Annotated in this window: 14 protein-coding genes; 4 read left to right on the top strand and 10 right to left on the bottom strand. The window is 59.8% G+C overall.

Annotated features, from left to right (window positions below; genetic code table 11):
- Nucleotides 1–5: 5 nt before the first annotated feature.
- The 3 genes from ABRP95_RS04775 to ABRP95_RS04785 are packed head-to-tail and all read left to right on the top strand — an operon-like array spanning nucleotide 6 to nucleotide 1,548.
- Entirely contained in the window at nucleotides 6–152 is a 147-nt protein-coding gene (locus ABRP95_RS04775; protein ID WP_005278279.1) for a hypothetical protein, read from the top strand.
- Nucleotides 127–972 carry a trypsin-like serine protease gene (locus ABRP95_RS04780; RefSeq protein ID WP_296088868.1) on the top strand — a complete coding sequence of 282 codons (846 nt, stop codon included), beginning with the start codon at nucleotides 127–129 and terminating at the stop codon, nucleotides 970–972. Before ABRP95_RS04775 ends, ABRP95_RS04780 begins: the two co-directional genes overlap by 26 nt.
- Nucleotides 973–1,002: 30 nt before the next feature.
- Nucleotides 1,003–1,548, top strand: coding sequence for an NUDIX hydrolase (locus ABRP95_RS04785; protein WP_296088864.1), 546 nt, complete (start codon nucleotides 1,003–1,005; stop codon nucleotides 1,546–1,548).
- Here ABRP95_RS04785 and ABRP95_RS04790 read toward each other — a convergent pair.
- The 3 genes from ABRP95_RS04790 to glnA form a co-directional block, all read right to left on the bottom strand.
- On the bottom strand, nucleotides 1,545–1,919 hold the full coding sequence (locus ABRP95_RS04790) for a hypothetical protein (RefSeq protein WP_349839025.1): 375 nt from the start codon (nucleotides 1,917–1,919) through the stop codon (nucleotides 1,545–1,547). The two genes, ABRP95_RS04785 and ABRP95_RS04790, sit on opposite strands and share 4 nt — an antisense overlap.
- A gap of 31 nt (nucleotides 1,920–1,950) precedes the next feature.
- On the bottom strand, nucleotides 1,951–2,895 hold the full coding sequence (locus ABRP95_RS04795; RefSeq protein WP_349839026.1) for an SLAC1 family transporter: 945 nt from the start codon (nucleotides 2,893–2,895) through the stop codon (nucleotides 1,951–1,953).
- Between the two features lie 231 nt (nucleotides 2,896–3,126).
- Complete coding sequence (gene glnA, locus ABRP95_RS04800) at nucleotides 3,127–4,560, bottom strand: type I glutamate--ammonia ligase (protein WP_349839027.1); 1,434 nt, start codon at nucleotides 4,558–4,560, stop codon at nucleotides 3,127–3,129.
- 118 nt (nucleotides 4,561–4,678) lie between these two features.
- Between glnA and ABRP95_RS04805 the strand changes: the two genes are divergently transcribed.
- Nucleotides 4,679–5,152 carry an RDD family protein gene (locus ABRP95_RS04805; RefSeq protein ID WP_284782403.1) on the top strand — a complete coding sequence of 158 codons (474 nt, stop codon included), beginning with the start codon at nucleotides 4,679–4,681 and terminating at the stop codon, nucleotides 5,150–5,152.
- 144 nt (nucleotides 5,153–5,296) lie between these two features.
- Here ABRP95_RS04805 and ABRP95_RS04810 read toward each other — a convergent pair whose 3' ends face one another.
- The 7 genes from ABRP95_RS04810 to sucB all read right to left on the bottom strand — a co-directional run.
- Nucleotides 5,297–6,082 (bottom strand): DUF4191 domain-containing protein, encoded by a 786-nt coding sequence (locus ABRP95_RS04810; RefSeq protein WP_284769476.1) that lies wholly within the window; start codon nucleotides 6,080–6,082, stop codon nucleotides 5,297–5,299.
- Between the two features lie 82 nt (nucleotides 6,083–6,164).
- Nucleotides 6,165–7,229: a lipoyl synthase gene (gene lipA, locus ABRP95_RS04815; protein WP_023023160.1), complete on the bottom strand. Its 1,065-nt coding sequence runs from the start codon at nucleotides 7,227–7,229 to the stop codon at nucleotides 6,165–6,167.
- A gap of 136 nt (nucleotides 7,230–7,365) precedes the next feature.
- Nucleotides 7,366–8,169, bottom strand: a complete 804-nt coding sequence (gene lipB, locus ABRP95_RS04820; RefSeq protein WP_284795963.1) for a lipoyl(octanoyl) transferase LipB — start codon at nucleotides 8,167–8,169, stop codon at nucleotides 7,366–7,368.
- A gap of 103 nt (nucleotides 8,170–8,272) precedes the next feature.
- Nucleotides 8,273–8,665, bottom strand: a complete 393-nt coding sequence (gcvH, locus tag ABRP95_RS04825; protein WP_284782407.1) for a glycine cleavage system protein GcvH — start codon at nucleotides 8,663–8,665, stop codon at nucleotides 8,273–8,275.
- A gap of 45 nt (nucleotides 8,666–8,710) precedes the next feature.
- Nucleotides 8,711–9,823: a glycine cleavage system aminomethyltransferase GcvT gene (gene gcvT, locus ABRP95_RS04830; protein WP_284853353.1), complete on the bottom strand. Its 1,113-nt coding sequence runs from the start codon at nucleotides 9,821–9,823 to the stop codon at nucleotides 8,711–8,713.
- 2 nt (nucleotides 9,824–9,825) lie between these two features.
- The gene (gene gcvP / locus ABRP95_RS04835; RefSeq protein ID WP_349839028.1) at nucleotides 9,826–12,669 is read right to left on the bottom strand and encodes an aminomethyl-transferring glycine dehydrogenase; all 2,844 of its coding nucleotides are present in this window, start codon (nucleotides 12,667–12,669) and stop codon (nucleotides 9,826–9,828) included.
- A gap of 296 nt (nucleotides 12,670–12,965) precedes the next feature.
- The coding region (sucB, locus tag ABRP95_RS04840; protein WP_349839029.1) for a 2-oxoglutarate dehydrogenase, E2 component, dihydrolipoamide succinyltransferase at nucleotides 12,966–14,566 on the bottom strand (1,601 nt) is incomplete at its 5' end.

Raw genomic sequence — 14,566 nt, forward strand, 5'->3', positions numbered from 1 at the left:
ACCACATGGCATTAGAAAACTTCGCTGGACCGGAGCACTATACCGAATTCGATCCGGAAAAATTCATCCGCGATTTAAAAGCACAAGCAGAGGCGGATAAGGAAGAACAGGATAAGGACTCTGCAGGTGACGCGGGTACGGATAGCCAGTAGCCTGCTGGCAGCAGCAGGGCTGTTTATGGTGGCATCGTGTAGCACCGATGCTGCCCGGCAGCCGGATGAAGTGGTTGCGCAATCCACTGACACACCACCGCCGGCACCGCCGAATGAATTTTATGAGCCCGCGGTGGTGCCGGTACCTCCAGGCGCCGCGCTGAATTTAACCACGAGTGACCCGCAGCCGGGCGAGTACTTTAACTTCCAGTCCTGCACCGCGGCGTGGTCTTTCGCGCTTGCCGATGGCCGCACCATCGCCGTGACAGCCTCCCATTGCGGCAAACCTGGCGATAAGGTCTGGGCCGGAACCCAAGAGGGTGACTTTGCCTACCCAGCCGATCCAGTAGGCGAGGTGATCTATTCGGACTTCTTTGCCGAGGAGACCAATCACTTGGACGTTGCCTTCATCGAGCTGTACCGCGACGCGGACTACTTCACCCCAGGCGAGGTAGCCACCACCGTGGCGACGCAGCTAGACAAATTGCCGGATGCGGTGTGCAAGCTAGGCAGTTCCACCATTGTGACCTGTGGGAACCTGAAAAACTCGGTGGATTCCACACAGCTGAACTATCAGGGCCTAGAACACGATTCCAACGCCGCCTTGGCGGAGGTGTGCAGCGCCGTCGGGGATTCCGGCGGGCCTGTCTACGGCGATGTCGATGGCCGGCAGACCATCGTGGGGCTGGTCTCTGGAATTACCGAGCCCTTGGACGAGGGGCATAGCTGTGAAGACACGCAACAAACCATTGACGTGGCCTTTACCACCGCACCGGATATCCAAGCACTGGCGCTGAAGGTCCTCGGCCCCGTGGCATAGCATCGGGCAAGATTGGCTACGCTAGGTGGTATGCCAACGCCTGATTATATTGTGAAGCTGCGCGAATCCATCGGCCACGATCAGATCTTCGTCCCCGCGTGCAGTGCCATCATTCTCCGCGATGTACCAACCGGTGCGGCGCTGTGGGAGGTGCCATCCGTACTGCTGGTAAAGCGCGCCGATAATGCCGTGTGGACTCCTGTGGAAGGGATTTGTGAGCCTGGCGAGGAGATTACGACCACCGCCTTACGCGAGGTCAAGGAAGAGGTAGGCCTCGATGCCAAGGTGGAAGCGCTCCTCGGCGTTGGCCAATCCGGCCCAGTGACCTATCCCAATGGCGATGAATGCATGTTCATGGGAACTGCGCTGCGCCTGTCTGTTGCCGACGGTGCTGAGCCCGTCATCAGCGATGAAGAAAATACTGAAGCGCAGTGGTTCTCGGTGGCCCACCTTCCGGATAGCTTGTCGCGCCGCCATCGCCTGATGATCGCGGATGCCGTGGTGCATCTCAAGCACCCGCAAGGCTTTTCTCCCCGCATGGGCTGGATGAAGCGCAGCGAGCAGCCCGGGCTCTAGCGCGTCTCCTGCGTGTCAATAAGCAGGTGTCGTAGCTCCTCGGCGCTGCTCGCTACAACCAACTCTTGGGCGATACACTCCTGAGCCTCCGCCGCGTCTTTATCGGATCCGCAGCATATGACCGTGGCATCGATCGTCATCAGCAGCTTGCCGCGGCGCGCCAGCTCAAAAAAAAGCTCGCTATCTTTTGGACCCCATTCCCAGGCGGTGCCATAGAAATCCTGGGCGGCATCGCCAAGCCAGGAGGTTTCAAGCGTTAGGCCTGCTCGGTACAAGAAGACCCCGTCGCGCTGCAAGCCGGCGAGCACCTCCCGCACTCCAGCAAGGTCCGCAGCATCCCAGGCGATGAAGGTAATAGGCGAAGAGCTCATGGCCCGATGATAGACGAGGTAAGGACATCCCTTAGTGAGACAGTTCTTTGCGCGTGCGGCCTTCCCAGAGCCAGCCTAAGAACCGCGCTGAGCACAGGCACCAGTGCGCAATAAGGAGCAAGGGAATGCTCAGCGCGACAACGTCAAGCCACTCCGAGCCATTGACCAATGCCGTTTGATGCCCGCCCATGCTCACGGTGCCAGGCGGGAAGGTGCACGCCCACCACGCAGGGGAATAGGGGACCCAGCGGGCTGCTTGCGGATAAAAAGTCACCATCGCATAAAGCGATAGCGGGATGGCAATAGCTAGGGCAATAAGCCCGTAGTACACGGAGACACTGCCGGGGTAGAGGATCTGCATTGCGGTGGTAGATTGCCCAACCACGCCCAGTGGCACCCAGGCGGTGGCGGATTTTCCACCACTAAAATCCACCTTGCCGTGCCAGGCCGCCCAGTAGACGTAGGCAAATACCGGGACTGCCGTCAGCAAAGACATAGCGAAGAGCACGGTGCCCATGATGTGGTAGGTCTTCCCGTAATCAAGGGCAAGCCACCCAGCCACCGATGCCGAAATCATCGGCCCAACCAAAGGGAGACCCCAGGTAAAGCGCGGCTCTCCATCGAAGCGAGTGAGCTGAATTCCCCACGTGATGACGGTGACGGGACCACCCACCCAAAAGCCGACGAGGCGGAATATTCCAATGCCCGTCAAACCGGATAATGCCGCCCCAAGCGCGAGGACGCCGATGAAAAACATAGACCACTCCGCCATGGTGGTCCGCTCAAACCGCGGACTGCGGTAGCGGGTGTAACCGGCGGTCAAAACAACGAAGATAGCGCACGCAAGTGCAGCAAATACACCAGCGGCAACAAACATGTCTTCTTCAACCAACATGCGCGAGACGATGGAAGTACCCATAAGGCTGCCGGCCCAAGCCGGACCAGGCGGGGGAAGGTGGCGGAATTTATCAGTCACTACCCAGATTCTAGTTTCATCCAGAGCTTCTTACTTAGACTGCGCCACTTTTTGCCTAGTAAAAACCCTCATGTGCGCGCTGGGGAGCGGCCACTGTCAAAGTGGGCGGCGGGTATGACGAAACTCTCGGGCACGCTTACCTGTGCCGATGCAAGCAAAAAGAAAGCAGCCACCTAAGCATTGTTTAGGTGGCTGCCTTGTAGGAGAAACTAGCTGAGAACTAGCGACGCCTTAGCAGTCAAAGTAGAGCTCGAACTCCTGCGGGGTGGGACGCAGGCGCGCGGGGTTGATCTCGTTTTCGTACTTGTAGTTGATGTAGGTCTCGAGGAGATCCTCGGTAAAGACATCGCCCTCGGTCAGGAAGTCCATGTCTTCCTTCAGCGCCTCCAAGGAAGCCTCCAGGGAGGTCGGTGCCTGCGGGATGGATTCAGCCTCTGCCGGCGGCAGCTCATAGAGGTCCTTATCCACCGGGGCGTGCGGCTCGATGCGGTTCTTCACACCATCCACACCGGCCATCATCATGGCAGCAAAGGCCAGGTATGGGTTGCTGGATGGGTCCGGTGCGCGGAACTCGATGCGCTTAGCCTTTGGGTTGGAACCGGTAATTGGAATGCGGATCGCAGCCGAACGGTTGCGCTGGGAGTACACCAGGTTGATCGGCGCCTCGAAGCCCGGAACCAGGCGGTGGTAGGAGTTCAGCGTTGGGTTGGTAAAGGCGAGCACGGCGCCTGCGTGGTGCAGGATGCCGCCGATGAAGTAGCGGGCGATATCGGAAAGCCCTGCGTAACCAGCCTCATCGTGGAAAAGGGGCTCGCCGTCCTTCCACAGGGACATGTGGGCGTGCATGCCGGAACCATTATCGCCAGCCAGTGGCTTTGGCATGAAGGTCGCGGCCTTGCCCCACTCCTGGGCGGTGCGCTTGACCACGTATTTGAAGGTCTGGATGTCATCGCCGGCGTGCAGCAGGGAGTTGAAGCGGTAGTTGATCTCGTTTTGGGCCGCGCCCACCTCGTGGTGGAAGCGCTCGATCTGGAAGCCGACCTCTTGCAGGTTGGCCACGATGTCATCGCGGACCTCGCTGTGCTTATCGTACGGCGGGGTAGGGAAGTAGCCGCCCTTCACGCGGGTCTTGTAACCGGTATTGGGAGTGCCGTCCAAGTTGGTCTCGTTATCGCGGTTCCACCAGCCTTCATCGGAGTCCACCTCAAAGAAGCCGTGCTGCATATCGGTGCCATAGCGCACGGAATCGAAGAGGTAGAACTCGGCCTCGGCGCCAAAGTTACAGGTATCGGCGATGTCGGTGGACTGCAAGTATTCCTCGGCCTTGCGGGCAATATTGCGCGAGTCACGGGTAAAAGGCTCAAAGGTAAAGGGATCGTGGACGAAGAACTTGATATTCAGGGTCTTCGCCGAACGGAAGGGATCGATATGCGCTGTGGCCGGATCCGGCAGCAGCGTCATATCGGATTCTTCGATGGTGGTAAAACCACGAATGGAAGAACCATCAAAGGCCAAACCATTTTCTGCTTCTTCTTCAGTAAATTCGCTGGCAGGGATGGAAAAGTGGTGCTCGGTGCCGGGGACGTCCGTAAAGCGGACATCCACGAACTTTACGTCCTCATCCTGAATAAATTGGACGATGTCCTGCACTGTCTCGAAAGACAAGATTGCCTCCTGTTTGTTGGCCGATGAATTATCTGCCTATAGCCTACTAGTTTTATCCATCCGGCATGGCCATTGGCCTCGTTTCACTTCTGGGAGAGGGGCAACTAAATTGGTGAGCATGGCAGACAAGCGCACGTGGCTCGATGGGCCCAATATTCCGGGCGAATATGACGATGCAGGAACCCCCGGCCGGTGGCCCGGTGAACACTTGGGCTTGCCGGAATCCGGACCTGGGTCCATGGCGTCGGTCGGCCGCCGCGCAGGCGCCGTAGCCATTGACTGGATCATCTGCATGCTGCTGGCCAATCTCATCCTCATGTTCACCACGCAGCTCGGCGGCGTATCCTTCTTGGGCTACGCCCTCTGGGCATTAATGGGCATCGTATGTGGCTGGCTATTTGCACGCACCCCGGGCATGCTCATCCTCGGCATGGGCGTGGCCCGCCTGGATGTGCCGGGCGCGCAGGTGGGTTTCTGGCGCGCGGCAGTGCGCACGCTGCTTACCGGTGTAATCTTCCCCGCCGCCATGGTGGACGCGGACGGCCGCGGCATGCACGACCGAGCAACCGGCACCATCGTCATTAACTCTTAGCGGCGCGCGGGGATAAGTCCCGCGCACCGTAAAACTACGACGGTCCCTGCAACCTTTCCCAATCGGGTGGTTGCAGGGACCGTTTGTGCTTTAGAGCAAGGCGAGAGCCGAAAGCCTAGCCGGGGCGAGTGGCTAAAGCAGTATTTAGCCCTTTCCCTTGCGCTGTTGCGCGCGGCGCATGCGGCGGTTCATGCCCGACATGTTCTGTGCCTGCTGCGGCATTGGGCCCTTGGGCATACCCGGCATCGTTCCCGGCATGGAGTCCATGGCCTCAATGCGGCGGATATTGTCGTAGGTGGCGTTCTTATTGTAGTTGCGCGGCAGCTTCATGAGGTGGTTGCGCAGCTTGGAAACCGGCACCTCGTCCTCGCCGTTGCCGACGTAGACCTCATAGACCGGCACGCCACCGGCAATCTTGTCCACGCGCTTTTTCAGCTGGTTCAGGGTGGGGCGAAGGCGGTTCTTATTGCCTTCGCACACGAAGATGACGCCCGCATTGCCGATGACCCTGTGAATAAGATCCTGCTGGCGGGTGGCGGCGATGCCGGACTTTACGGACCACACGATGCCGACGGTATTGCGCAGCTGCTGCTCCAAGGCCCAACCGGCGGCGCCGGGCTGGTCTTCGACGCGCTTGTACATATCGCGTTCTAGGCGGCGGGTAAACAGGAACATCGCCAAAAGCGCGCCCAATCCCAAGCCGATAATCAGCATGAACCACTGGCCATTAAAGAGCGTGCCAATGAGGAAGAACAATAGGCCGACGCCGAGGAAGGCGGCCAGCATGATAGGAATGAGCGCCTTATCCTGCTTGCGCTGCAAATTGAATGCCTGCCACAACTGTGACCAGGTTTGCTTACGCTTTTGGCGCTTGGCCGCGCGTTCTTGCTTCTTGGCAGCTTTCAGGGCTGCTTTGTCATCTTTCGCCATGGTTCCTACTTTAAAGGTCAGGTGACAAAAATGTTAAACGGCCCCGCAGATGGCGAGGGCCGAGTAAGAAAACTCCGAGGGTTTAGCGCACGGTTGCCGCGACCGAATTAGCATTGGCCGGAGTTTTGGCCATGCGGGTGGTCACCGGGGTTTCTTCCGAAGGACCGTACTTATCCAGCAAAGTGGATGCCTCCTGGGCGGTAGCACCCTGGGAGGTCTCCTTCAGGTGCTTGAGATTCTCCGGCAATTCCAGGCCGCGCTTTTCCATGGCCTGCACGTACAGGCGGCCGGCGCGGTAGGAGGAGCGAACCAGCGGGCCGGACATGACGCCGCCGAAGCCCAGCTCCTTGGCCAGCTTGGAGTGGGCCACGAATTCCTCCGGGCGCACCCAGCGCTCGATGGGGTGGAAGCGCGGGCCGGGGCGCAGGTACTGGGTGATGGTGATGATGTCACAGCCAGCCTCGCGCAGGTCGCGCAATGCTTCTTCGACCTCGTCCTCGGTCTCGCCCATGCCCAAAATCAGGTTGGACTTGGTAATAAGGCCGTAGTCGTGGGCTTGGCGGATGACATCGAGGGAGCGCTCGTAGCGGAAGGCCGGGCGGATGCGTTTGAAGATGCGCGGCACGGTCTCCAGGTTGTGAGCGAATACCTCCGGTTGTGCCTCGAAGACCTCTTCGAGCAGATCCGGCTTGCCAGAGAAATCCGGGGTGAGGTTCTCTACGCCGGTGTGTGGGTTGAGCTCGTGGATCTTACGCACGATTTCCGCATACAGCCACGCGCCCTCATCTGGGAGGTCATCGCGGGTCACACCGGTAATGGTGGTGTAGTTGAGGTCCATTTCCTGGATGTTTTCGGCCACGCGGCGCGGTTCGTCGCGGTCAAGCGGCTCCGGCTTGCCGGTAGCGATATCGCAGAAGTCGCAACGACGGGTGCACTTATCGCCGCCGATGAGGAAGGTTGCCTCGCGGGATTCCCAGCATTCGTGGATATTCGGACAACCGGCTTCTTGACAGACGGTGTGCAGGGAGGCGCCGGCCACGCGGGACTTCATGTCCTCATAGCCCGGTCCGGTGCGAACCTGGTTGCGGATCCACCGCGGCTTTTGTTCGATGGGCGACTCCGCATTTTTCTTCTCAATGCGGAGCATCTTGCGTCCTTCAGGCTTTACAGTCACAAATACTCACTTTATCGATCAAAGATGGTGATGGCTAATAGCTCTTCTTGGTACAAGGCGCGCGGGCGCGCAACTATTCCACGCTAGCCCCAAACTAGGGCCACGGAGCTTAAGCCCGCGCTTGCCGACGCCGCTCCCGCGCCTTCTCATTCGCAAGCTTCGTGGGATCAGGCGCGGAACCGAAACTGTGATCGGCGACGATGAGGCGGCCCGAGAGGGCATCATCAAGTGCCCGCAAAAGCGGCTGCGAGGCTTCTTCCATTGTGACCTCGCGTCCCAGTTCCAGCGAAAGCGTCGTGATATCTGCATCATCGATGCCACAGGCCACGATGTGCTCGTAATACTCCAGCGTATTGCTGCAGTTGAGCGCCAGGCCGTGCATGGTAACCCCGCGGGTAATGCGGATTCCCAGCGCCGCAATCTTGCGATCGCGCTGCGAGGCGGAAGGATCTTTAGCCTGGGTGGTAGAAGGCACCCACACCCCAGAGCGGCCGTCGATGCGGCCTGCGGTAGTCACGCCCATCTCGCGCACTGCCTGGATGGTGGCCTCCTCGAGGCGGCGGACATAATCGACGACATCGACAGGCTCCGCCAGCTTGATGATGGGATAGAGCACCAACTGCCCCTCGCCATGCCAGGTAATGCGCCCGCCGCGGTCCACGGTGATAACCGGCAGATCATTATCCGGCATATCCTCAGGCTGCGTGCGCTTGCCCGCGGTGTAGATATTGGGGTGTTCGACCACTAAGACCACATCGTCCTGCGCGTCCTGCGCGCGCGCCGCTGCCACCTCCGCCTGATAATCCCATGCCTCTTGATAATCCATGCGGCCCAAGTGGCGAATTTCAAGGGGGTTATCCGAGGCGCGAATGGAGCGTTCAGCGGGAAAGAAAGGATCGCGTGGTGCAGTCATAATCTCTAGTGTCGTCTTCTTTGGTAGGGAAAAGCAAAGCGGGAGAATGCCTTGGCATCCTCCCGCCTTATTTTATGTTCGAGGGCGTCGAACTAACCGCCTTTTAGTCGAGGCCGTTAGCGGAGGCGTATTCCTCTTCCTCCATGAGCTCGCCTGCTTCATCCACCTCGACCTCGAAGAGCCAGCCTTCACCGAAGGGGTCGTTGTTTATGACGGCGTAGTCATCGTGAACGGCATCGTTGACGGCCTTCACGGTGCCGGTGACCGGGGAGAACAGGTCCGATACGGACTTGGTGGATTCGACCTCGCCACAGGAATCGCCGGCGGTGACGGTATCGCCTACCTCAGGCAGTTCGGCGAAGACGACCTCGCCTAGGCGGTCTGCGGCAACGGAGGTGATGCCGATGCGAACGGTCTTGCCTTCTACGGCGTCCTTCGCGGCGTTAACCCATTCGTGGTCTTCGGAGTAGGAAAAGTCTTGGGGCAGGTTAGACATGGTGTGTAGTCCTTTCGGGCTGAGATTTTAGGGTGTGCGGGTGGCTTACTTGTCGCGCTTGTAGAACGGCAACGCGGTTACCTCAAAAGGATAACGCTTGCCGCGGATTCCTACCTCCACCGCGGTGCCCGGTTCGAGCTCCGCGCTGGTATCAAGCAGCGCAATGGCCACTGGGTGGCCAAGAGTGGGGGAGGGCTGACCCGAGGTGACGGTGCCGACCTTGGTGTCATTGAGATAAACCTCGGCGCCGGAACGCGCCGCGCGGCGCTGATCCGAGGTGAGCCCGGAGATAACGACCTGTGGGCCTTCCTCGGCGCGCTTGCGGATGACGTCTGCGCCCACGAAGTCCGCTTCCTTCTTGGCAAAGGCGCGCGACATGCCCGCCTCTACCGGGGTGATATCGCGGGAGAGCTCGTTGCCGTAGAGCGGCATGCCAGCCTCCAAGCGCAGGGAATCGCGCGCGGCTAGGCCGCACGGCTTGATGTCATATTCCGCGCCCGCCTTGAGCAATTCTTCCCACAACTGCGGGGCATCGGAGTTGTAGACGATGAGCTCGAAGCCATCCTCGCCGGTATAACCGGTGCGTGCGATGATGGCGAAGGTGCGTGCCACCTTGCCCATCGTGGCGGCGTAGTAGCCCAGCTCGTAGACGGCTTCTTGCTTATTGTCCTCTACCAGCGGGACGAGGATCTCGGCGGCCTTGGGGCCCTGCACGGCGATCATGGCAACGTCGCGGGACTCGTTCTTGAGCTCTACGTCGAAGCCCTCGGAGCGCTTATTGAGTTCGTCCCAGACGGTATCGGCATTGCCGGCGTTGGGCACGACGAGGAACTTTTCATCCTCGAAGCGATAGGAAATCAGGTCATCGATGATGCCGCCGTCTTCAGCGGTGATCATGGAGTACTTGGCCTTGCCCACCTTCAGCGAATCTAGGTTAGAGATGAAGGAGTAGGACAAGAACTTGCCGGCGTCGGGTCCATTGACCCAGATTTCTCCCATGTGGGAGAGATCAAACAGGCCTGCGCTGTTGCGAACGGCGCGGTGTTCTTCCAGCTCGCTGTTGTACTTCAGCGGCATATTCCACGGCCCAAAGGCCGTGAAGGTAGCGCCGAGTTCCTCGTGCTTGGCATTGAGCGGGGAGGTTAGAAGTTCGGTCATTGTTACTCCTCGGAATCGTCGATCTCGAATGCTTCTGGCGGCGGGCAGCTGCACACCAGGTTGCGGTCGCCGTAAGCCTCATCGAGGCGGCGAACCGGTGGGAAATACTTGTAGCTATGCAATAGGGATTCGACCGGCCACGCGGCCTTGTCACGGCCGAAGGAGTACTCCCAGTTATCGGTAGCTACCGACTCAGCCGTAAACGGTGCGTGGTGGATAACGGAGTCCCCGTAGGCCACCTCACCGTCGATTATCTCCTGGATTTCGGCACGGATGGTGCGCATGGCTTCGATGAAGCGATCCAGCTCGCCCTTGTCCTCAGACTCGGTGGGCTCAATCATCAAGGTCCCGGCCACGGGGAAGGCCAGGGTGGGGGCGTGGAAGCCGAAGTCAATGAGGCGCTTGGCCACATCGGCGGCGGTGACCCCGGAGGCATCGGTAAGCTCGCGCAAATCGATGATGCACTCGTGCGCTACCAAGCCCTCGTTGCCGGTGTAGAGGACAGGGAAGTGCTCGTTGAGTGAGGCCGCCACGTAGTTAGCACCCAACACTGCGTGGCCGGATGCGGCGGCGAGGCCCTCGGCACCGGTCATGGCCAGGTAGGCCCACGAAATAGGCAGGACACCGGCGGAGCCGTACTTGCTGCCGGTAATGGGAACGCCCTGGCCAACAGGGGTTTCCGCGGTGGCATCAAGCTCAGGGGATGCAGCATCACTGGGCAGGAACGGAATGAGGTGTTCTGCCACCGCCACCGGGCCGATGCCCGGGCCGCCGCCACCGTGCGGAATCGTGAAGGTCTTGTGCAGGTTGAGGTGGGAGACATCGCCGCCGAAATCGCCCGGACGAGCCCAACCGGTCAGCGCGTTCATGTTGGCGCCATCGATGTAGACTTGGCCGCCGACCGCGTGCACCTTATCGCAAACATCGCGCACCTCGGGGTCGAAGACGCCGTGGGTGGAAGGGTAGGTGACCATGATGCCGGCGATGTGGTTGCCGTGCTTTTCGATCTTTTCTTCCAAGTCCGCGACGTCAATTGAGCCGTCCTCGGCGGTCTTGACCACGGCGACGCGCAGGTTTGCCAGGGTGGCAGAGGCCGCGTTGGTGCCGTGTGCGGAGGCCGGGATGAGCACAACATCGCGCTCATTATCGCCATTGGCCACGTGGTAGCGGCGAATGGCCAGCAAGCCCGCCAACTCACCCTGGGAGCCGGCATTGGGCTGGATGGAGACCTTGGCATAGCCGGTAAGCTCGGCGAGCCAGCCTTCGATCTCTTCCACCAACGCGCGCCAACCCGTCGTGGTCTCTTCCGGGGCATATGGGTGGATACCGGCGAATTCTGGCCAGGAGATGGGTTCCATGGCCGCGGTGGGGTTGAGCTTCATGGTGCACGAGCCCAGCGGAATCATGGAGCGGTCCAGTGCCAAGTCCTTGTCCGCGAGCTTGCGCAAGTAGCGCAGCATCTGGGTCTCAGAATGGATGGAGTGGAAAATCTCGTGCTCCAGCGGTTCCTCGGCGCGCTGCAGGTTCTCCGGCAGGCCAAAGTTTGCCTCAGCCGGGGTGGCGCCGAAAGCCTCTGCCAAGTGTGCGACATCGCGCTGCGTGGCGGATTCGCCGAAGGATACGGATACCTTGTCGGTGCCAATGGCGCGCACCAAGTAGCCTTCATCCTGCAGGTCAGCCTTGATCTTCTGCGCGTCAACGCCGTTGACGGTGACGGTATCGAAGAACTCCTGCGATGTAATTTCCAGGCCGGCATCCACGATGGACTGGGCGAAGGAGGAGGCCAAGTCGTGCACGCGCTCGGCGATGTCCTTCAGCCCCTTCGGTCCGTGGTAGACGGCGTACATCGAGGCTACATTGGCCAAAAGTGCCTGGGCAGTACAAATATTGGAGGTCGCGCGCTCGCGGCGGATGTGCTGCTCGCGGGTCTGCAGCGCCAAGCGGTAGGCCGGGCGGCCATCTGCATCCTTGGAGACGCCGACGATGCGGCCTGGCATCTGGCGCTTGAGTTTATCCGTTACCGCCATGTAGGCAGCATGGGGGCCGCCGAAGAAGAGGGGTACACCAAAGCGCTGAGACGAGCCCAAAACGATATCGGCGCCCAAGTTTCCGGGGCCTTCAAGAAGCAGCAGGGACAGCGGGTCAGTGACCACGGAGGCCAGCGCGCCGCGGGTGTGCAGCTCTTCAATCACGGCAGAAGGATCGAAAATCTCTCCTTCGGTGCCGGTGTAGGCGATGACTGCACCGATGAGGTCTTCGCCCACCAAGCCCTCGCGTACGTCCACGATCTCTACCTCGAGGTCAATGGCGCGGGCGCGCTCAGCGGCAACGGTGAGCACCTGCGGGTGCAGGCGCGAGTCCAGCACGACGCGGCGGCCCTTCTTTACTGCGCGGGACATCAACCCGACCGCCTCGGCGGTAGCGGAAGCCTCATCCAACAGGGAAGCATTCGCGATGGGCAGCCCTGTCAGGGATTCGATCATGGTCTGGAAGTTGAGCAAGGCCTCCAAGCGGCCCTGGGAAATCTCAGGCTGGTAGGGGGTATAGGCGGTATACCAGCCGGCATCCTCAAGCAGGCCGCGGCGGATGACGGCGGGGGTCAGGGTGTCCGAATAGCCCTGGCCATAGAAGGGTTTAAGCACAGTGTTTTGATCGGCGAACTCCCGCAAAGCGGCCTGTGCCCCGTCTTCAGAGAGTGCTTCTGGCAAGTGGGGAAGTTCCGTAGCGCGGATCTTGGGTGGAATGGCGGCATCGACAAGCGCCTGCACGCTGTCGTAGCCCACAGTGCCGAGCATGGCGGCCTGCTCGGCAGAATCCGGCCCTAGGTGGCGGGAGATGAAATCCATCTGTGAGGTCTCCTTCATCGGGTGCAATGGTCTTAACCGCCCCTAAGTATATGTTTAATAACCGGTAAAAACAGCGCCCTTGAAAAACTTTTATGCAGCAACTCACCGAGGGAAATGTGTCGTAGCCCGCTTACCTCCTAATTAGTGAAATATATCCTGCAGCGCCGGGATAAAATTCGTCTGATATTTTTGCCGGAAGTTTACGCGCTACACCCCCGCGCGGTACCCCAGGCATGACAAAACCTCCCGTCCCTTCGCGCGGAAGGAACGGGAGGTATGCCAGTTAGCTAACTGCTTTAGATATCGAGGTCAGCCTCAAAGTCTGCAGTCTCCAGGCGGTCCTTGATGGTGGTGATGAAGCGGCCTGCGTCCGCACCATCGATGACCTGGTGGTCATAGGTGAAGGGCAGGAAGCACATCTGGCGGATGGCGATAGCATCCTGGCCATTCTCGTTGACCACGACAGCGCGCTTCTGGATAGCCGCGGTACCCAGGATTCCGGCCTGTGGCGGAACCAGGATCGGGGTATCGAGCAATGCGCCCTCGGAACCGATATTGGTCACGGTGAAGGTGGCACCGGTCAGGTCATTCGGCTTCAGCTTGTTATTGCGGGCCTTATCAGCCAGCTCCGCAATCTGCTGCGCGATTTCCGGCAAGGACAGGTTCTGTGCCTTGTGGATGACCGGGGTGAGCAGACCCTTCGGGGTGTCTACGGCGATGGCGACGTTGACATCCTCGTGGTAGGTCATCTTCTTGGTCTCTGGGTCATAGGAGGCGTTCACGTTCGGGTGGGAGACCAAAGCCTCCGTGGTGGCCTTCACGATGAACGGCAGGAAGGACAAGTTGGCGCCATACTTATCAATGAACGCCTGCTTGTTCTTCTTGCGCATATCCCAGATAGGAGTCATATCGACTTCCTGCACGTGGGTAAGCTGTGCGGAAATCTGCAGCGCTTCCACCATCTTGGTAGCGGTGATTTCGCGGATGCGGTTGACCTTCTTGGTGGTGCCGATAAGTTCCTGCTTTTCCGGATCCACAGACTTGGTGGACCAGCGTGCGCGTGGGGAGTCAGCAGCCTTCTTATCGTCGTCTGCCGATGCCTTCGCATCGCCCTCACCAGCAGCGGAAAGGACGTCCTGCTTGCGGATGCGTCCACCCACACCGGTGCCCTCAATGGAGTTGAGGTCCACGCCGTGCTTATCAGCCAACTTGCGCACCAACGGGGTGACGTATGGAACGTTATCGCCGTTGTTGACCTTGGTGGAGGTGTTCAGGGAAGAATCCTGCTTGGGCTCTTCCTTCTTCTCTTCCTTGGCTGGCTCGGACTTGTCTTCCTTCTTCTCGTCAGACTTGGATTCTTCCTTGTCTTCCTTCTTGTCCTCGGACGTGGACTCTTCCTTTTCCTCGGACTTCTCGTCGTCGGAGTCGTCGGAGGATGGTGCGGCGTTTTCGTCGCTGACGCGGGCGATGGCTTCGCCGACCTCGATGGTTTCGTCCTCTTCGGCGAGGATTTCTACCAGGGTGCCGGCAACGGGGGAAGGAATTTCGGTGTCGACCTTGTCGGTAGAGACCTCGAGCAGTGGTTCGTCTACCTCGACGGTGTCGCCGACGGACTTGAGCCACTGGGTAATGGTGCCCTCGGTGACGGATTCGCCGAGTTCTGGCATCTCCACATCGGTGGCCTTGCCAGAAGCCTTGGAGCTAGAGCCAGACTTCTTCTCGTCCTTGTCTTCCTTCTTGTCCTCGGACGTGGATTCTTCCTTGTCCTCGGACTTCTCGTCGTCGGAGTCGTCGGAGGATGGTGCGGCGTTTTCGTCGCCGACGCGGGCGATGGCTTCGCCGACCTCGATGGTTTCGTCCTCTTCGGCGAGGATTTCTACCAGGGTGCCGGCAACGG

The sequence above is a fragment of the Corynebacterium sp. KPL2895 genome (genome assembly GCF_040225815.1).
Classification (GTDB): Bacteria; Actinomycetota; Actinomycetes; order Mycobacteriales; family Mycobacteriaceae; genus Corynebacterium; species Corynebacterium rhinophilum.